This window comes from Achromobacter sp. NPDC008082 (genome assembly GCF_042957345.1).
GTDB lineage: Bacteria > Pseudomonadota > Gammaproteobacteria > Burkholderiales > Burkholderiaceae_B > Achromobacter > Achromobacter kerstersii_A.
Map to the genome: position 1 here is coordinate 644,547 of NZ_JBIBIB010000004.1, position 18,968 is coordinate 663,514.

The 18,968-nt window shown below is 65.3% G+C and carries 13 protein-coding genes; 1 reads left to right on the plus strand and 12 read right to left on the minus strand.

Translation table 11 applies throughout. The features are described 5' to 3' along the window. The first annotated feature begins 35 nt into the window (after positions 1-35). A complete protein-coding gene (locus ACFZAI_RS19010) occupies positions 36-2,612 on the plus strand; it encodes an EAL domain-containing protein (protein ID WP_391568408.1) in 2,577 nt (858 codons plus the stop codon). Positions 2,613-2,829: 217 nt separating this feature from the next. Here the strand turns inward: ACFZAI_RS19010 and ACFZAI_RS19015 are convergent, their stop codons facing one another. From ACFZAI_RS19015 to ACFZAI_RS19070, 12 genes are all read right to left on the minus strand, one after another. After that, a complete protein-coding gene (locus tag ACFZAI_RS19015; RefSeq protein WP_391568409.1) occupies positions 2,830-3,663 on the minus strand; it encodes a symmetrical bis(5'-nucleosyl)-tetraphosphatase in 834 nt (277 codons plus the stop codon). Next, complete coding sequence (gene lptG / locus ACFZAI_RS19020) at positions 3,660-4,838, minus strand: LPS export ABC transporter permease LptG (protein ID WP_391568410.1); 1,179 nt, start codon at positions 4,836-4,838, stop codon at positions 3,660-3,662. The genes ACFZAI_RS19015 and lptG overlap by 4 nt, the downstream gene beginning before the upstream one ends. A gap of 90 nt (positions 4,839-4,928) precedes the next feature. Continuing rightward, positions 4,929-5,654: a monofunctional biosynthetic peptidoglycan transglycosylase gene (gene mtgA / locus ACFZAI_RS19025; RefSeq protein WP_054428165.1), complete on the minus strand. Its 726-nt coding sequence runs from the start codon at positions 5,652-5,654 to the stop codon at positions 4,929-4,931. 5 nt (positions 5,655-5,659) lie between these two features. Further along, positions 5,660-6,523 carry a shikimate dehydrogenase gene (gene aroE / locus ACFZAI_RS19030; RefSeq protein ID WP_391568411.1) on the minus strand — a complete coding sequence of 288 codons (864 nt, stop codon included), beginning with the start codon at positions 6,521-6,523 and terminating at the stop codon, positions 5,660-5,662. Continuing rightward, positions 6,520-7,416 (minus strand): TonB family protein, encoded by an 897-nt coding sequence (locus ACFZAI_RS19035; protein WP_391568412.1) that lies wholly within the window; start codon positions 7,414-7,416, stop codon positions 6,520-6,522. The genes aroE and ACFZAI_RS19035 overlap by 4 nt, the downstream gene beginning before the upstream one ends. A 274-nt stretch (positions 7,417-7,690) precedes the next feature. Continuing rightward, on the minus strand, positions 7,691-8,779 hold the full coding sequence (locus tag ACFZAI_RS19040; protein WP_391568413.1) for an ABC transporter ATP-binding protein: 1,089 nt from the start codon (positions 8,777-8,779) through the stop codon (positions 7,691-7,693). Further along, positions 8,772-10,550 (minus strand): ABC transporter permease, encoded by a 1,779-nt coding sequence (locus ACFZAI_RS19045; RefSeq protein ID WP_391568414.1) that lies wholly within the window; start codon positions 10,548-10,550, stop codon positions 8,772-8,774. The genes ACFZAI_RS19040 and ACFZAI_RS19045 overlap by 8 nt, the downstream gene beginning before the upstream one ends. Positions 10,551-10,702: 152 nt before the next feature. After that, the gene (locus ACFZAI_RS19050) at positions 10,703-11,800 is read right to left on the minus strand and encodes an ABC transporter substrate-binding protein (RefSeq protein ID WP_391568415.1); all 1,098 of its coding nucleotides are present in this window, start codon (positions 11,798-11,800) and stop codon (positions 10,703-10,705) included. Between the two features lie 201 nt (positions 11,801-12,001). Then, positions 12,002-14,488, minus strand: a complete 2,487-nt coding sequence (locus ACFZAI_RS19055) for an extracellular solute-binding protein (RefSeq protein ID WP_391568416.1) — start codon at positions 14,486-14,488, stop codon at positions 12,002-12,004. Beyond that, complete coding sequence (locus ACFZAI_RS19060) at positions 14,475-15,146, minus strand: response regulator transcription factor (protein WP_391568417.1); 672 nt, start codon at positions 15,144-15,146, stop codon at positions 14,475-14,477. Before ACFZAI_RS19060 ends, ACFZAI_RS19055 begins: the two co-directional genes overlap by 14 nt. Before the next feature lie 1,222 nt (positions 15,147-16,368). Next, the gene (locus tag ACFZAI_RS19065; RefSeq protein ID WP_391568418.1) at positions 16,369-18,279 is read right to left on the minus strand and encodes a ribonuclease catalytic domain-containing protein; all 1,911 of its coding nucleotides are present in this window, start codon (positions 18,277-18,279) and stop codon (positions 16,369-16,371) included. 73 nt (positions 18,280-18,352) lie between these two features. Next, positions 18,353-18,955 (minus strand): YqiA/YcfP family alpha/beta fold hydrolase, encoded by a 603-nt coding sequence (locus tag ACFZAI_RS19070; RefSeq protein WP_391568419.1) that lies wholly within the window; start codon positions 18,953-18,955, stop codon positions 18,353-18,355. Positions 18,956-18,968 lie beyond the last annotated feature (13 nt).

An 18,968-nucleotide genomic window follows, 5' to 3' on the forward strand; every position in this document is an offset into this window, starting at 1 on the left:
AACCGGATCAGCTGTATTCCGGTATGGAGCCCCTTATGCTTGATACTCATGTAAGCGTTTCGAGCGCGGGCCCCCAGGGCGCCGCGTGGCATGCGGGCAATTATCTGACGTCGATGGATCGAGCGCTGCTGCTGTTCGACTTCGATGCCGACGGTTCGCTGCTGAACGCCAACGCCAATTTCCTGGCCGCCGTGGGTTATTCCCGCGAAGAGGCGCTGGCGCTGCGCCACGACATGCTGTGCGACAGCATGGACGAAGGCAAGGGCATCGCCAGCGGCGAGCAGATCTGGACCCGGTTGCGCAATGGCGACCATTTTTCCGGCACCTGCCGCTACCGCATGAAAAATGGCGGCACGCTGTGGATCGAAGCCACCTATCTGCCGCTGCGCAACGATGAGGGCGACGTCGCGCGCATCTCGATCATCTCGCGCAAGTCCATCGCGGACGCCGAGCGCCAGGAAGAAATTCGCCTGCTGCTCTTGGGTATCAACGAAACCGGCAACGCGGTGGCGGTCTCTGGCTGCGATGGCCGCATTGTCTATGTGAACGACGGCTTTCAGCGCATGCTGGGCTTTGTACGCGGCGACGCCTTGAATCAGGAATTGGGCGAACTGCTCGCTGGCGGCCGGCCCGATGGCGGTACCCGCGAAGAGCTGGACCGCCGCATCGCCTGCCGCGAAGGGTTCCACAAGGACGTCCTGGTCTACGACCGTGGCGGCAAGCCGCTGTGGGTGTCGGTGATGGCGAACTCCGTGTTCGATGACCGCGGCACGCTCGTCAACGTCGTGGACGTGCTGACCGACATCACGCCCACCAAGGTGCACGAGGTGCTGCAACGCCGCGTGCTGCAAGCCATGGTGAACGAGGCTTCGGTGGTCGAAGTCATGAACATGGTGTGCCGCGAAGTGGAGCGCCTGGCGCCCGAAGTGGCGGCTACCGTGCTGCGCGTGGACGACACCGGCAACTTGCGGCCGTTGGCGGCCCCGAGCATGCCCGCCGCCTATACCGATGCGCTGGACGGCGTGAAGATCGGCCCGCAGGCCGGCGCCTGCGGCACGTCCGCGTTTCTGGGCCGCCCGGTCATCGTGCCGGATATCGCCACCGACCCGCTGTGGGACGACTACCGCCACCTGCCGTTGCCGGAAGACGTAAAGGCCTGCTGGTCCTCGCCCATCAAGTCCAGCGACGGCCGGGTGATCGGCACCTTCTGTTTCTATTTCCGCGAACGCCGTCTGCCCGATGATTTCCATCATCGCCTGGTGGATGTCTGCGTCTATCTGTGCGCCTTGGCGCTGGAGCGCGAGGAAGCCCGCGCCCGCATCCGCCAACTGGCGTTCTACGACGAACTGACGGGCCTGCCGAACCGCAACCTGCTGCTGGCGCAAGCCGAGCAGGCCATCGCGCGCGCCGAACCCGAGCGCAAGCGCGTGGCGGTGCTGTTCCTGGATCTGGACCGCTTCAAGCAGGTCAACGACACGCTGGGCCATCCCATCGGCGACGCGCTGCTGCGCGACGTGGCACAACGCCTGCGCCGCCTGGCGCGGCCGGCTGACATCGTGGGCCGGCTGTCGGGCGACGAGTTCGTGATGCTGATGCCGGACTTCGAACACGGCCGCTTGACCGCCGCCGCCGAACACATCCTGGTGGCGCTGGCGCAGCCGTTTTCGGTGGGCGGCATCACGCTGAACCCATCGGTCAGCATCGGCATCAGCGTGTTCCCGGAGAACGGGCGCGATATGGATACGCTGCTGCGCCACGCCGACATGGCGATGTACCAGGCGAAGACGGCCGGCCGCAACCGCATTTCGTTCTTCAGCGCCGAGATGAACCGCCAGGCGCAAGAGCGACTGGCCCTGGAAGCCGCGCTGCGCGACGCGCTGGAAGCCAAGGCGCTGCGTTTGCACTATCAGCCGCAGGTGGGCTTGAAGAACGGCAGCCTGTACGGGGTAGAGGCGCTGGCCCGCTGGCGCCATCCCACCTTGGGCGACATTTCGCCCGTGCGCTTCGTGCCGCTGGCCGAAGAGTGCGGGCTGATCGGTGACCTGGGCGACTGGGCGGTGCGCGAGGCATGTTCGCAACTGTCGATCTGGCGCAACAACGGCCTGCGCGTGCCGTCGGTGTCGGTGAACCTGTCGGCGACCAATTTCCACAATTTAAATTTGCCGAGAATGATTGCGGCAACGCTGGCCGAGTTCGGTCTGGCCCCGGCGGATTTGATGCTGGAGATCACCGAAGGCGTGGTGCTGGATGCCACGGCGGGCACGCTACGGACGATCGCGGAGCTGCATCGCTTAGGCGTGCGCTTGTCGATGGATGACTTCGGGACGGGGTATTCCAGCCTGGGGCACTTGCGGCGGCTGATCGTGGACGAACTGAAGCTGGATCGAAGCTTTGTCCAAGGGTTGGAAAGCGATGATGCCGCGCGCGCGCTGACGAGCGCGGTGATTCGGATCGGCGAAAGTTTGAGTCTGCCGGTGGTTGCCGAGGGCGTCGAGAACGAGGAGCAGCGGCGGTTCTTGATCGAGCAGGGGTGCGCGGCGGGTCAAGGGTTCTTGTTTTCGCCGCCGTTGCCAGCCAAGGATCTGGAGGAATGGCTGCGCGGCAGGCCGTAGCAGCCGGGTGTCAATCTGCGCATTGTGCGCGATGTGCGCATTGTGCGTATGGGGTCAGACTACATTTTCTGGATGCGCCCTGCGCGGCTGAAAATGCAGTCTGACAGCGGCAGGAAAATGCAGTCTGACTGCGGCAGGAAATGATGCCGGCCGCGCCCAGTCAGGGCCACCGCGACGATGGCGACCTACGAAGGTCGCTACTCGCCGCAACCCCCAGTCACTCAGACATCGGATTCTGAAACTGCGAACACTTCACCTGTACGAGTTTCCGGTCCTGCAATCTCAGCGCCGTCAACGCTCCCCCCCACACGCACCCCGTGTCCAGGCAGATCACGTCCGGCCGTTGCAGCAAGCCCAGCGTTGACCAATGGCCGAATACGGTGGTGATGTCGCGGGTGGCGCGGTTCGGGACGTCGAACCACGGCACCAGGCCTTGCGGCCAGGCGCCTGGGGCAACCTTGGTTGCGAACTCCATGTGACCGTTCGGCGTACACAGCCGGATGCGCGTCAGCGCATTGATGATCACCCGCATCCGCTTGCCGCCCTTGTGGTCTTCCTTCCACGTGGCCGGCTCGTTGCCGTACATCTTTTGCAGCGCCTTCTGCCAGTTCGGGCCGCGCAGCGCGTCCTGGACTTCGCCGGCCAGTGACAGCGTCTTGGCGACGTCCCATTTGGCCAGCGTGCCGGCGTGTACCAACAAGTGGCCTTGCTCGAAATGCGCCAGTGGGCGAAAGCGCAACCAGTTGATCAGGTCGGCCGCGTCCGGCGCGCGAAGAATGTCTTCGAGCGTGTCCGATTTGGACGGCTTGCGCACCCCGGCTGCGGCGGCCAGCAGGTGCAGGTCGTGGTTGCCCAGCACGGTTGTCGCGCGGTCACCCAGGTCGATGATGCGACGCAGGGTTTCCAGCGACTGTGGGCCACGGTTGACCAGGTCCCCCGCGAACCAGAAGCGCGACTGCGGGTCGCCGACCAGTTCAGGGTGGGACAGCAAGCGATCCAGCGGCGAGCAGCATCCCTGCACGTCGCCGATCATCCAGATACTGCCGTTCATGCGGGACTTTTGCTCCAAGGCCAACGTTGTTGGACGATACGGGTAATGGTGTGGCGGTATTCCATGTAGCTCATGGCGGCCAGCGCCAAGGCCATGGCCCCGATGTTCGGGCCCAGGGCGGTCAGCCAGGGCGGCCACTTACCCAACATGCCGACGTTCAGCGCCAGCTGGTTCAGCATGAAGAAGCCCACGCCCAACAAAATGCCGATGAAGACCTTGGCGCCCACGCCACCGCGGCGGGTTTGCATCAGTCCGATGGGCGCGGCAATGGTAATCATCACCAGCAATGTGAAGGGATACGCCAGTTTGCGCCACAGCGCGACAACCTGTCGACCATATTGCAGTTGGTTGTCGCGCAAATACTCCACATAGTCCAGCAGCGTGACGATGGACATGCGTTCCGGGGTCAGCACGCGGGCCAGGAGCCGTTCGGCGCTGAGCGTGGTGTCGATGGTGCGCTCGGGCACCTTCACCACCGAGGCGGGAGGGTTCTTGGGCGGGCGGGCGTTGGCCAGCGCTTCGGACGCATCAGAGTCCAGGCGCGTTTCCGAGACGTCTTTCAGCACCAGGTCGCCATGGGCGAAGAGACCCGTGGGCGCCGTGGACAACACCGACAGCGTCAGGTCTTTCTTGAATTCGTAGAGCGTGACGCCCGCAACCTGGCCGTCGCCTTTCAGTTCGGCAATATTGATGATGCGCGTGCCGCCGTTGGACGTCGGTTCCTTGAACCAGTAGCCGCTTTTCAGGCGGTCGCCGCCGGCTTTGCCGCGGAACATCAGGTTGGCTTCGCCGGTTTTGATCTCGGCCCAGGGGGTGACGTATTCGGACAGCAGCGCCGCGCCGATCATCAGCGGGATGGTGACGACCCACAGCATCCGCAAGAGCCGCATGCCGCTCACGCCCGAGACGCGCAGGATGACAAGTTCGTTTCGTTGCGCCAGACCCGCCAGCGCCAGAATGGCGCCGATCAACAGCCCGATGGGCAGCAGGTCGTACAAGCGGGTGGGAATGGCCAGCGCCTGCATGTAGAGCAGGGCCATCATGGAGAACTTGTCGCCCACGTTGTCCAGGTCGTCCACCAGCGCGAAGAACGTGAAAAGGCCTAGCAGGGCCATAAGGACCACTGCACAAGAGCGATAGATCTCGCGGGCCAGGTAGCGACGTGCGGTACGCATGAAAAGGAAGGGGAGCGCTAAACGTGAAAGCTTAACAAATCCCGCCGGGTAGGGTGGAGGCGGCCGGACGGAAATGCCCGGTTTTGCGTGTCAGGGGATGTCAACCATCTGCATCCGGCGGGTCAGCACCCCGACACGGGAGTTCAGGTAGTTGGAATTGCGGTGGCTGTCATAGAAGCGCGGGTTGGGCAGCATGGCCGCCAGACGGGCGGACTGGCTGGCGCTGAGGTTGGCGGCCGAAGTGTTGTAGTAGTGCTTGGCCGCCGCCTGGGCGCCGAACACGCCGACGCCCCATTCGGCCACGTTCAGATACAGCTCCAGTATCCGTTCCTTGGTCATGACGTGTTCGATCATATACGTCAGCACCAGTTCCTGGCCTTTGCGGATGTAGCTGCGTGAACTGGACAGGAACAGGTTCTTCGCCAGCTGCTGCGTAATGGTGGAACCGCCGCGCATCTTGCTGCGGCCCGCCTCTTCTTGGCGCTGGTTGTATTCCCAGGCCTTGCGGATGGCGTCCCATTCGATGCCGTCGTGTTCGGTGAAGTTGGAATCTTCCGACGCCACCACCGCGCGCTTCAGATTGCGGCTGATTTTGTCATAGGGTGCCCATTCGTACTGAAGCTGGAAGCCGGGGTTGCCTTCGCGCAAGCGGGACCGCTCTTCGCGCATGATGGCGCTGCTGCCGGGGTCGCGGTAGTTGTACCAGACGACCTGCGCGAACAGCCAGAACTGGTAGAGCAGCACCGCGCACACCAGCGCCATCAGTACGCCGGTGATGGTGCGGAACCAGGATCGGCCCTTGCCGCGCGTCGCCATGCCGCTTAGCGTCCTGCCATGAGCGCCTCGCGCAGCGCCGCCAGCACGGGGGCCGGATCGGGGCGCACGCCGTGCCAGATCAAAAAGCTTTCGGCCGCCTGGCCCACCAGCATGCCCAGGCCGTCGGCGGTCAGCGCGGCGCCGTCGGCTTCAGCCTGCTTCATGAAAGCGGTGGCTTGGGCGCCATACATCATGTCGTAGGCGGCCGCGCCGTTGGCGTACAAGCCGGCGGGCAGGTCGGGGGCGGCGTCTTGCAGGCCGCTGGCTGTGGCGTTGATGACCAGGTTCCAACCGCCGGGCGTGGCGGCATCCGTCAGCCCGCCTGCGGTGACTTGCGTCTGCGGCGACACGCCGGTCTCACGCCAGGCTTCGGCCAATTCCAGCGCTTTGGCCGCGGTGCGGTTGACGATGTGGATGCGGGCGCAGCCGGCTTCGGCCAGGGGTTGCAACACGCCTCGGGCCGCGCCGCCCGCGCCCACCAGCAGCACGGACGCGCCGCTCAGGTGCACGCCCAAGCGCAGCAGGTCGGACACCAGGCCAACGCCGTCGGTATTGCAGCCGTGCCAGGCGCCATCGCGCCACGACAACGTGTTGACGGCGCCCGCCAGGCGCGCGCGGGTGGACAGGCGGCCAGCTGCCAATGCGTAGGCTTCCAGCTTGAAAGGCACCGTGACATTCAAGCCCAGCCCGCCGTCGGCCACAAAGGCGGCCACCGCGTCGGCAAAGCCATCCACCGGCGCCAGCAGGCGCTCATAGCGCAGCGGTTTGCCGGTTTGCCGGGAAAACAGGTCGTGGATCTGAGGCGAGCGGCTGTGCGCAATGGGATTGCCGATGACGGCGTAGCGGGCAAGAGGGGTCGCCTCGGTCATGGGGCTTGTGTTTCCAGGGTGTCGTTAACGAAATGCCACGTGCGGGTGATGACCAGCACGTCCGTATCGCGGGCGATATCGGGGGGAAATGGGGGGAAGGGCGCGGCCAGCTGGACGATGCGGCGGGCGGCCTGGTTCAGCACCGCGTGCGGCGAGGGCTGGTCGATTTCGACGTTGGCGATGCTGCCGTCGGCGCGTACCGACACCGTGATGCGCAGCGACCCGTAAATGCGCCCGCGCGCCTCGTCGGGATAGTGCTGCGTGCCAACCGCTTCAATGCGGGTGCGCCAGGCATCCAGATAGGCGGCGTAGCGCGAGGCTTCGGCCGATGGGGCCACAAACTGCTTGCGGGGTTCGGCGCTGTATTGCTGCACGCGCGCGGCCAAGGCGGCGACCTGCGCGTTCTGGATGACGCTGGCCTGATCCTGGGCATCCTGGCCAAGGTCTGCGCCGTCGGGCCAGGGGTTGACGGCCTGGCGCTCGGCGCCGGCTTTCTCGGCAGAACGCAGCTGGGTCATCAGGCGGGCCTGTTCGGCTTCCAGCTGGACTTGGCGGCGCCGCATGGCTTCCAGCACGATGGTCTCGGCCGACGCGCCCGTTTGGGGCAGCGGCGTGGTGGTCATGCCGCGTTCGGCGTTGCCGCCGCCAGTCATCTGATTCTGCGCCTGAGCCCGGGGCGTTTCAGGGGGCGTCTCGCTGCGGGCGTTCAGCAGCACGACTTCCAGGCTCGTGACGGGCGGGCGGGTGAGCGCGGGCGCGCCAAAGCGCCACGCCAGCGCGCCGGCGTGCACCAACAGCGATATTGCGATGCCGATGCGCAGGTAGTGTTGGGCGGGAGCGCCCAGCCACCGCAGGTAACGGCTTAGCGGGGAGGGGGAATCAGGGCGTTGCACGGACGCATTGTAAGGCGAGTCGGCGTTGCCCGGACATGCCGCCCAACGGCTTGTAACAGCTATTGGACGGCGGGCCGTTCGCCGCCCGGGAAGGGCGGCAGAAGGAATCAAGGCCGGGCGCGCCGCAGTACGGCGCGCCCGGCGTGGGTGGGGATTAAGCCGGAGGAACGATCTGGCTTGAGGGCGCTCAGGCCTGGGACGGATCAGGCCTGGGGCGATCAGGCTTGATGGGCGATTGCGATCAGGCTAGAGCGGCGATCAGGCCCGGCTCGAATCAGGCCGTCTTGCGCGGAAAGACCCAGACCTTGCTCGCCGGCAAGGCCAGGCGGCAGGGGCCAGGCTCGCGGCCTTCGGGGCCATAGGCGCGCAGGGCCAGTGTGTTGGCCGGGTCTGCGTCCGGCGTGCGGAACAGGTATTCCCAGCGGTCGCCCAGGTACATGCTGGTCAATAGCGGCATGTCCAGATGGTTGCCGTCGGGGTCATCCGCCAGGCGCACCTGTTCAACGCGGATCACGGCGGTGCCGTCCTGGCCTTGGGACACGCCTTCGCCGGCCTTGCCCCACAGCGCCCAGCCGCGGCCTTCGATACGGGCGCGGCCGTCACGCACTTCCGTGACCTTGCCTTCCAGCCGGTTATTGCTGCCCATGAACTCGGCCGTGAACAGCGTGGACGGCGATCCATACATTTCCTGCGGCGTGCCTTGCTGTTCGATCTTGCCGTTGTTCAGCAGCAGGATGCGGTCGGAAATGGCCATGGCTTCGCTCTGATCATGCGTCACCATCAGCGCCGACAACCCCAGGCGGATGATCAGTTCGCGCAGGAACGCGCGCGCTTCTTCGCGCAGCTTGGCGTCGAGGTTGGACAGCGGTTCGTCCAGCAGGATGACGGGCGGGCTGTACACCAGCGCCCGGCCGATGGCCACGCGCTGTTGCTGGCCGCCGGACAGCGCGTGCGGATGGCGCTGGCCCAGCTTGCCCAGGCCCAGCTGATCCAGCACGGCTTGCACGCGTTCGCGCACTTCGGCCGACGGCACCTTGCGCAGCTTCAGCGGGTAGGCCACGTTTTCAAACACGGTCTTGTGCGGCCACAACGCGTAAGACTGGAACACCAGCCCCAGGTTGCGTTCTTCGGCCGGAATTTCCTTGCGGGCGCCGCCGTCGTAGACGATGCGGTCGCCAATGGTGATGCGGCCGCGCTTGGGGCCTTCCAGGCCCGCCACGGCGCGCAGCAAGGTCGTCTTGCCGCTGCCCGAAGGGCCAAGCAGCGACACCACTTCGCCCTGGCGCAGTTGCATCGACACGCCCTTGAGCACCGGGTTGTCGCCGTAGTCCAGGTGCAGGTCTTCTACAGAAAGCTCAATCATGAAGTTTGACTCCGAATCGCAGGGCGATGCCCAGGCCGATCACGACCAGAACGATATTGATGAAGGAAAGCGCAGCCACGATGTCGATGGCGCCCGAGGCCCACAGCGACACCAGCATGGAACCGATGGTTTCCGTGCCGGGCGACAGCAGGTAGACGCCGGTGGAATATTCACGCTCGAAGATCAGGAACATCAGCAGCCACGAGCCGATCAGGCCGTACTTGGCCAGCGGCACCGTGACGTGGCGCGTGACCTGGCCCCGGCGCGCGCCGGCGCTGCGGGCGGCTTCTTCCAGTTCCGGTCCCACTTGCAGCAGCGTCGACGAGATCAGGCGCAGGCCATACGCCATCCAGACCACGGTGTAGGCGAGCCACACGCTGAAGATGGTGCTGCGCATGGCGCGCAGCCATTCCACGAAGTTCTCGCGCAGCCATTCGGCGAACGGCAGCGCCGACAGCCAGCCGTTTTCATCGACGTCCAGCGCGTTGTCCAGCCACATCGGCACAAACAGGAACACCCACAAGAACGCCAGACCGGCCAGCAGGCCCGGCACGGCGCGCGGCACTAGCACGCTGTAGTCCATGAAACGCGTGACGTTGTCGGGCTTGCGATGCATCGCCAGGCCCACGAACATGTAGCACATCACGGCCAGCGCGCCGCCGAACACCCCGATGGCGACCGAGTTCACAATGGCGCGGATCAGGTTGGGTTGGGCGAAGACGGTGTGAAAGGCGTCCAGCGACAGCACGTCAAACAGCGATACGCCCATGCCCCAGTTGGACACGAACGCCCGCAGCAGCACGCCCAGCAGCGGCACCACGATCGTGACCAGCAGCCAGAACGCCACGACGGCGCCCGCCACCCAGCGCCACTTGCCCAGCGGCAGCGGGCGTGCGCGCGAGGCCTTGCCCTTGACGGTGACAAAGCGGTTCGCGGTGCGCATCAGGCGGCGTTGCAGCATGACCAGCGGAATCGTCATGCAGATCAGAATCACAGCCACGGCCGCCATCAGGTGGTACGACGGAATGCCCAGCTTGTTGGTCAGCTTGTACAGGTAGGTGGCCAGCACCAGGTTGCCTTCCGGGTCGCCCAGCACCAGCACCAGGCCGAACACTTCCAGGCCCAGGAAGAACAGCAGCACGGTGGCGTACAGCATGGCCGGGCGCACCATCGGCAGGCTGACAGACACCATCACGCGCAGCGGCGAGGCGCCGGTGACGCGGGCGGCTTCTTCCACGTCCGAACCCATGCTGCGCAGCGCCGACGAGATATACAGGTAAGCGTGCGGCACGTGCGTCAGGCCGGCGATGATGACGATGCTGGTCAGCGAATACACGTTCCAGGGCACGAAGCCCAGAATGTTCTGCGCCCAGATCGAGAAGAAGCCCACGGGGCCTGCGGCCACGACGTAGCCAAAGCCCAGCACCATGGGCGACACAAACACCGGCACCAGGATCAGCGGCTCGATCCAGCGGCGGCCGGGCAGGTCGGTGCGGATCATCAGGAAGGCCAGCATGCCGCCCAGCGGGATGGCGATGATGGCCAGCCCGAAGGCCAGAATGAAGCCGCTTCGCAGCGCCTTGTAGAAATCGGGGTCCGCGAAGATGAAGCGGAACGCGTCCAGGCTGAAGACCTTGGACGGGGCAAAGAAAGGCGCGGAGAGAAAGCTCTGGATGATGATGAACGACAGCGGCACGTAGATGGCCAATGCCGTAATCAGCACCACCACGCCGCGCGGCAGGGACTGCCATTTTCTGCGCAATGACTGCATGGGGAAATCCTGTTGTCGAGAATGACGCGATGGTCGCGCCGCCCGGGTGCGGGGGAGCCCGCCCGGGGGGCGGTCAGGCGGACGGCGCCGTGCCGTCCGCTTACGCGTTGTGGCGGTTCAGGGCAGGCGCGCCGCCCTGAACCCGCGCGGCATTACTTGCCCGCTGCGGCGCGCCAGTCCTTGATGAACTGCAAACGCTTGTTCTGTTCCAGGTAGTCCAGCAGCGTTTCGTTGACCGGAATCGGCTTGAGCGAAGCGCCCAGTTTCTTGGTCATGCCGTCCACATCGTTGTCGCCTTCGATGTCGTCACGCACCGAGGCCAGATCGGCCTGGTTGGCCATGATTTCCTGGCCCTTTTGCGACAGCAGGTAATCCATCCACAGCTTGGCGGCGTTGCGGTTCTTGGACTTCTTGCTGATGAACGCCACGCGGGACAACACCAGCGCGTAGTCGGTCGGGTAGGCCACGCCCAGCGACGGGTCCGACTTGGCGCGGGTTTCGGCGTACGAACCCAGGATGTTGTAGCCGATCAGGTTTTCACCCGACGACACACGTTCCATCATGGTGCCGGTGGACGACTGCACGATCAGGCCGCCCTTGGCGATGTCTTTCAGCGTGTCGAAGTACTTGGGGTCATTGGCCTTGTCCTGCACGGCCAGCATGAAACCCACGGCCGACTTTTCGATGTCGTAGGTCGTGACCTTGTTCTTGAACTTGTCGGGCTGGCTGGCGATCAGCTTGGCCAGCGCGCCGTGCGTGGTCGGCACTTCGTTGGCGGGGATCAGGCGCTTGTTGTAGATGAAGACGGCCGGCTCGTACGTGGTGCCGTAGGCCGAATCCTTCCACACGGCCCAGGCCGGCAGCTTGCCGATTTCAGGCGACTTGTATTGCAGGGCGTAGTCGGTGGCCAGCTTCAGCGCCGAGTCCATCGACGAGCTCCAGACGATGTCGCCGCTGCTGCCGCCTGCCGCCTGTTCGCTGATGTAGCGGTTGTAGAGCTCGGTGCTGTTCATGTCGTTGTATTCGACCTTCACGCCCGGGTACAACGCTTCGAAGCCCTTGATGATGGGGCCGGCGGCCTTGGTGTCGGTGGTCGAATAAATGACGACCTTGCCTTCCTTCTTGGCGCCGTCCAGGATCTTTTGGTAGTCGGCCGGATAACCCGCCGGCACGGCCTGTGCGAACGCGCTGCCGGTGGCGATGGCGAATGCTGCGGCGCAGGCGGCCGCCAGTTGGGACTTGGCAAGCATGTGTTTGTCTCCGATTGGAATGGTCTGAAGCGGGATCTGGGTCCAGCCTGCGCCCATCTTAGGAGGCGGCGTCTGTCGTCGTCCTGTCATGGCGACAGGTAGCGGCTAGGGGTAATCCCTGGGCGCACGGCCGCGCCGCAGGCGTGCCGCAAGCAAGCGGCTATCACTACCCGCTGCGGTGCAGGGCCGCGCCGCCATCGCCTACCGCCGCTTCGGCGTGTCCGTCACCAGCCGCACCCAGTTCTGCACGAAGCGCGAATGCCGCCGCTGGTCCAGCCCCACCAGCAGGGCGGGGCTTAGCACCACCGGCTGCACAATGCCTTGCGAGCGCGCCAGCACGGCTTCGGACGTCCAGCGCCCCGGCGTGTCTTCCATGATGGAACCCAGCGCCGCGTGGCTGGAAGCCACCTGCTGGCCGGCGGGCGATAACAGCCAGTCCACCAGCGCGCGCGCCAGGTCCGGGCTGGGCGCGCGCCGTGAAATCAGCACCGAACGCGCCAGCACCAGCACGTAGTCCTGCGGAAACACCACGCCGATCTTGCTGCCATCCGCCTGGCGCGACAGCGCATACGAACCCAGGATGTTGTAGCCCAGGTCCAGCTCATCGTTTTCGATGGCGTCCAGAATCTGTGCGCTGGTGGGCGACAGGCGCACGGCCACTTGCCCCATCGCATTGGCCAGCCCCCAGAAGTTGGACGACACCAGCTCGTCTTGCTCGGCCAGCAAGTAGCCCAGGCTGCTGGCGGCGATGTCGTACGTGCCAACGCGGCCTTGCAGCGTGGCTTGGTCGCGCTCCAGCAAACGCAGGAAGTCCTGCCGGGACCGCGGCACGGTGGCTTCGGTGAAGCGCTTGGGGTTGTAGACGATGACGGCGGGTTCGAACGTGAAGCCGTAGACCTCGTTGCGCCACACCGCCCACGACGGCAGCTTGGACGCATAGGGTGACGCGTAGCTTTGCGCGTACCCGTCGTTGGCCAGCCGGATCTGCAAGTCCGATGCCGAACTCATCAGCACGTCGACGTGGGTCAGGCGGCCGTCGACGGTGGCCTCGTAGAGATCGCGGCTGCTGATCTCGCGATACACCACCGTCACATCGGGCCGCAAAGATTGAAAGCCCTGAATCAGCGGCGCGACCACGGGCGTGTCAGTGGGGCCGGCGATGACTAGCGTGCGGGACGTCGGTTGCGGCGCGGGATACCGCGTGACAATTTCGTCCAGCTCTGCTGCCTGCGCATCCTGCGGCCCGGTGATGAGCAGCAGCGCCGCCGTGAACGCCGCGCCCAGCCACGTCGCCAGATGGCGGCCTGCGGGTTGTTGTTGCAGCGGCAGGATGACGCGCGCCGACAAGCCGCCGCCTGGGCGGTCATGCAGCCATAGCGACCCGCCATGCGCCATCGCCACCGATCGTACGATGGCCAGGCCCAGCCCCGATCCGGGCTGAGATTCACCGGCTTTGCCGCGCGTGAAGCGTTGCTGCACGGCTTCCTTTTCATCGTCCGAAATACCTGGCCCGCGATCGGACACCGTCAACGCCACGCGAAAGCCCGCCACGGGCGTAGCCTGAATATCCACGGCGCCATCCGGCGCGTAGCGCAAGGCGTTATCCACTAGATTGCGCAGCATCTCGCGCAAGGCGACGCGGTCACCGGCCAGGCGCGCGCGGCGGACCTCGGGTGCAATGTCGATGCGCAGCCGCTCGGCTTCCACGGGGCCGATACGGCGTCGGGTTTCGTTGATGGTTTCCGCCACCCCGACGGATTCGGGTGGCCCTTTGCCGAGCCGGTGCGTGATGGTGGCGTCCATCAACAGCTGGTTGATCAGCTGGCTGGCGTGGGTGGCGTTCTGATGAATGCGGCCGATACGCTCGCGCAGCCGTTTAGGGTCGGTTTCGTCCAGCGCCACTTCGGCTTGCGCGCGCAGCGACGCAAGCGGCGTGCGGACTTGATGGGTGGCGTCGGCCACCAGCGTGTTCAAGGTATCCATGATGATGGAAAGGCGTTGCATGAAGGCGTTCAGCGCTTCGACCAGGCGGCGCACTTCGCGCGGCACAGGCGTGGTGACGGGCGTCAGGTCTTCGGGCGCGCGGGTGCGCAGCTCGCGCTCCAGCACGGCCAGCGGCGCGAACGCCCGCTGCACCCCGAACCACAACAGGCCCAGCGCCACCAGCGACACGACCAGCAGCGGCAACACGCCGCGCCCCAGGATTTCGTCGGCCAGGGCTTCGCGCGATCCCAAGGTTTCGGCGACCCGCACGGTCACCCAGCCGGCATGCTGGCTGGCCGACACCAGCCGCCCCACGGTGGCGACGCGCACGGGCTCGTCGTGATAAATGACATAGGCGAACACGGGCGTGGCGGCTTGCGCCAGCGGCAGGTGAGGGGCCAGGTCGCCATAGCCCGTAATGAGCCGGCCATTGGAGGTGCGCGCTTCGTAGAACACGCGTTCGCCGCCCGACAACATCGCAAGCGACGACACGGGCGGTTCCACGGTGACGCCTTCGTCATCAATCTGCACGGACCCGGCGATGGTCAGCGCGGATGCGGCCAGCAGCCGGTCAAACGCCTGCTCGGCGGCGCGTTGCGCGTAGTCACGCAGGAAGAACACCAGCCCGATCAGCGCGCAGGCGAGCAACACCACGCCAAGCGTGAAGACGCGGCGGCGGATCGACGCGCTTTCAGGAATGCTCATGGCTGCGGGCCTGATAGCCAACGCCGCGTACGGTGACGATGTCGATCGACGCACCCGCCAATTTCTTGCGCAGCCGCGATATCAACAGTTCCAGCGCATTGAGCGAGCCGTCGTCCAGGTCAAACAGCTGATTCATCAGCCGTTCCTTGGCAACGGTTTGGCCGATGCGGCCCAACAGGATTTCCAGCAAACGGAATTCGCGCCGGCCCAGTTCCAACGGTGCACCCGCCAGCATGACGCTGCGCCCGGCAAGGTCCAGGCTCAGGTTGCCGTAGGTGGTGGTGCTGCTGGTCTGCCCCGACGGCCGCCGCATCAGGGCGCGCAGCCGCGCTTCGAGTTCGCGCAGGTCAAAGGGTTTGACGAGGTAGTCATCCGCGCCCAGGTCCAGCATGTCGATCTTGTCTTCAATTTCCGCTCGCGCGGTCATGACGAGCACCGGCGCTTCCAAGCCGGCCGCGCGCAATTCCCGAATGACGGTGAAGCCGTCTTTGCCAGGCAGATTGATATCCAGGACCAGCGCATCCCAGGTTTCGTCCAACCCCCACCGCAACGCCGCCAGCCCGTCATGCACCCACTGCACGCTGTGGCCCGCGGACCGCAGCTTGCTTTCCACGGCATCGCCGAGATCAAGGTTGTCCTCGACCAGCAAAATGCGCATGTTGTTCCTCCGTGTCGTTTTGGTTTTTCGAGGAGTGTACGACGGGGGGGGTGGTGTTTGTGGGGCGGGTTTGGGTTCTTGAGAGGTCGTTGGTGCTGGAGGCGGGTTTGGGTTCTTGGGACGCCCGTGGTGTCGGGGGCCTGGGGTGCGCGGGGCAACGATTGCGGTCCGGAGCCTTCGCTCCGGACTTCCCCGTCGTCATCCTCGTACGCCTTCGGCTCCCTACGGATTCCCTCGGGCTTATCGACGCCCCGCGCACCCCAGGCCCCCGACACCACGGGCTCTGTCAGTTGCAATCTCACGTCAGCGGGCACGGTCAGGGTTCTTGAGGTTCTCGCCACGGGGATTGGGGTGGTGGAAGATCTTCCGGGGCCCGCTCCATGCCGGCCGCGCGGGCGGCCTTGTGGAGCTTACGCGTTGGTGGTGCGTCGTTGCGGTGTTCGCTTCGCGTGTGGCTGCGATGTTCGAGTTCTTATTCATAGCTTAAAAATGCAGTCTGACTGCATTAGTGCGGCTTGTCGCCCTGAAAAATGCAGTCTGACTGCATTAATCTTCATGGCTTAAAAATGCAGCCTGACTGCATTAATGCGTAGGGGTGCGTCGTCGCGGTGTTCGCTTCGCGTGTGGCTGCACTTGACGGGTTTTTCTGGACGGCTTTGCCGCGCTTCATCCATCCCGCGAGGCACGGTCGCCCGTTGAACCCCGGTGCGGTGGCGCGCGACGGGTCGGCACGCGCAAGGCAGTGGTGGACGCGCGCCACCCCTCTACCTCCCCAAAAAAAATCGTGGGGGACCCCTAGCAAGCAATTCTCAGCATTCGCGAGAGCGACCCCCGCCCAAACGCCCACCAACGCGTATGCCGAGTAAGGCCGCCCGCGCGGCCGCCACTCGGCGGGCCCCGCAGCACTCGTCACTAAGGCACACCCTAGCAGCGCCACGGCCCAAGACACTGGCAGCCCGTCGGCGCGGTGGCCCTGCCTGCGCGCAACCTCGATGCGCCCGAGGGAATCCGAAGGGAGCCGAAGGCGGACGAGGATGACGAAGGGGGAGTCCGGAGCGAAGGCTCCGGACCGCAATCGTGGGCGCGCGCAGGCAGGGGCACTGCGACGATGGGCGACCTACGAGAATCCAGCACCTAAGAAGAAGGCCAATCACCCACCAAGCCCCCAACCTAAGCCCCAAACCTAAGCCCCAAGCTCCCACCCACCCCCGAGCCCAAAAAATCAGCCCCCGTCAGCTGCCCCCAACGCAGGACTAACCTCTCCCACGTATCGGCAATCCAACTCCAGCCCCAGTTCATCCATCCCCAAAATATCAATCTCTACCGCCGTTCCCCGCTCCAGCTCGGGCATGCCGCCCACCCGAGTCACCAGCGGCGCATTCGCGAAGCGCACCAGATCGTCGCGCAGCACGTGCGCGACCGTCCGGGTGATGTTGTGCTGCTTCAGCCAACGCAGGCACCAGTAGCGCTCCATGGCGCTTTGGAACTCTGCCCACGCCGCATATTGCGCATCGAACGCGCCGATGATCGCGAACAAATCCGCATCGCGCGGCTTGAACGGCGCTACCAACCGGGCAGACACCCCGTGTTCCACCGCCGCGATCAGTTGCCATTGGTTGACCAGGTCAACATAGCGGCGCAGCGGCGACGTGCTCCATGCGTACTGCGGCACGCCGATAGCTTCGTGCGGCAGCGCCTGCGTGCTCATGCGCACGCGGCCGGCCTGCTGCGAACGGTAGATGCCCGGCACACCGTGCTGGTTCAGCAAGCCGCCCCATTGGTTGTTGGCCAGAATCATGTACTCGGCCACCATCCGGTCCAGCGGCGCATTGCGCTGGCGCGGCACCAGGCGCACCGGCGTGTCCGGATCGTCCGGGTTGCCGTCCAGATAGAAGCTGTATTCCACCCGCGAATTATTTTCGGGCTTGCCGCGCACGTTCTCGCGCTGCGCCGACAACGCTTGCGCCAGTTTCCACAGCGGACGCAGCCAGTGGCCGTACGGAATGTCCGCCGACGGGTCCGCCAGGCTGGCTTCCGTTACCTGCGCATCCAGCATGTTGTGGCGCAGGTTCTCGCGCACTACGACACGTTCCAGACGCGTTTCGGATTCGAAGATCTCGCCCGTTTCCGGGTCGGCCACCACATACAGCGACAGCACCGGCACTTCGCGGCCGGCGTCCAGCGAGAACGCCTTGATGACGTTGTCCGGCTGCATCGGGATCTTGTCGCCCGGCATGTAGACCGTGGACAGGCGGGCGCGGGCCAGCTTGTCGAACTCGCTGTCGCGGGTCACGGTAAGGCCGGGGGCCGCCACGTGCACGCCCACGCGCAGGCGGCCGTCGGGCAGTTCCGTGACGGACAGCGCGTCGTCGATTTCTGTCGTGGTGACATCGTCCACCGAATAGATTTCGGCGTCCGACAGCGGCAGTTCGCGGTCAAGCGGCGGCAGTTCCAGTTCGGGGAATTCCAGGCCGCGCGGGAAGTTCACCGCCAGGAAGCGGCGCTTGTGCAGGGCCAGCGCGTGCGGCCATGCGCCCAGCTCAAGCAGCAGGCGGTCGGGGCTTTTGCCCAGCTTGGCGCATGCGGCGTCCAGCGCTTTCCATTGCTGCGAGTTCTTGTCCGGGCGAATCAGCAACGACTCCGCAGCTTGCGCGATGGGTTCCGGCAGACGGCCAGCGGCCATCTCGTCTACCCATTCCTGCTGCTGCTCGGCCTGGCGCTGCTTCTTTTCCAGCGCGGCCAGGGCGGCAGCCAGGATGTCGGGCGGGGCAGGGCGGTAACGGCCCTTGCCGCGGCGATGAAAGTACGCCGGCGCGCTGTGCAGGCGCATCAGCAACGCGGCCTGCTCCACGGGCGTGGGCGCGTGGCCGAAATAATCGGCCGCCAGCGTGGGCGTGTCGAATTCTTCTTGCGGCGCGCATTCCCACAGGAATTGCAGGTCCAGCGCCTCGGCAGCGGCCGCCGCCTGGCTCATCAGCGCCGCCGGTTCCGGCGAGGCGAAGTTGAACAGGGTATTGGCGCGCTTGATTTTGCTGCGCTTGCCCGACTCCGACTCCACCTGCAGGCTGGCGTCGGTCTCGGACAGGATGTTGCCGGCCTTGAAGCTGCCGTCGTCTTCGTAAAACACATACATGGTGGGGATCTTCCTGGGCGGCGCGCACGCGCCGCCTTGCGCAGCTATATAGAGTGTTGAGGTCTGGTACTGATTATTGGGGGCGAACCTGCTTGTCGCCAAGGGCGAATTCAAGCACCTCGGGCATCCATTGTTCGAAATCGGACAAGCCGTGGTCGCTGCCCTGCACGATACGCTGGGGGCAGCCTGCGTATCGATCGCGCATTTCACGCCAATCCAAGACCTCGTCGCCGGTTGCCGCCAGCAGGAAGTACCGGTCAGGCTGGGTGATGCGAGGGACGTGGATGGCCGCCAATTCGTCCACATATTCGGGCAGAAAGACGAACGGCGCGTTGGAATGATACATGTGGTGTTCGCCGACCTGGGTCGCCAGGTCGCGCGCGGCTTGCACGGCCGGGTTCAACAGCACCGCCTTGCAGCCCAGTTGCTCGGCCAGCCAGGTCGCGTAGAAACCGCCCAGCGACGAGCCAATGACGGTCAGTGCGCGGGGGCTGTCGGCGCCGGCCAGTTGACGCTGGGCGATGCCCATGGCCAGGTCGATCGCTTCGCGCGGGCTGGCGGGCAGTTGCGGGCAGGCCCAGGCGTCTGCCAAGCCGCGCTGGGCCATGGTGTCGGCCATCAGGCGGGCTTTGAAGGAGTCCGGCGAGGAACGAAAACCATGCAGGTAGAGAATCATTTCGTGCTCGTCC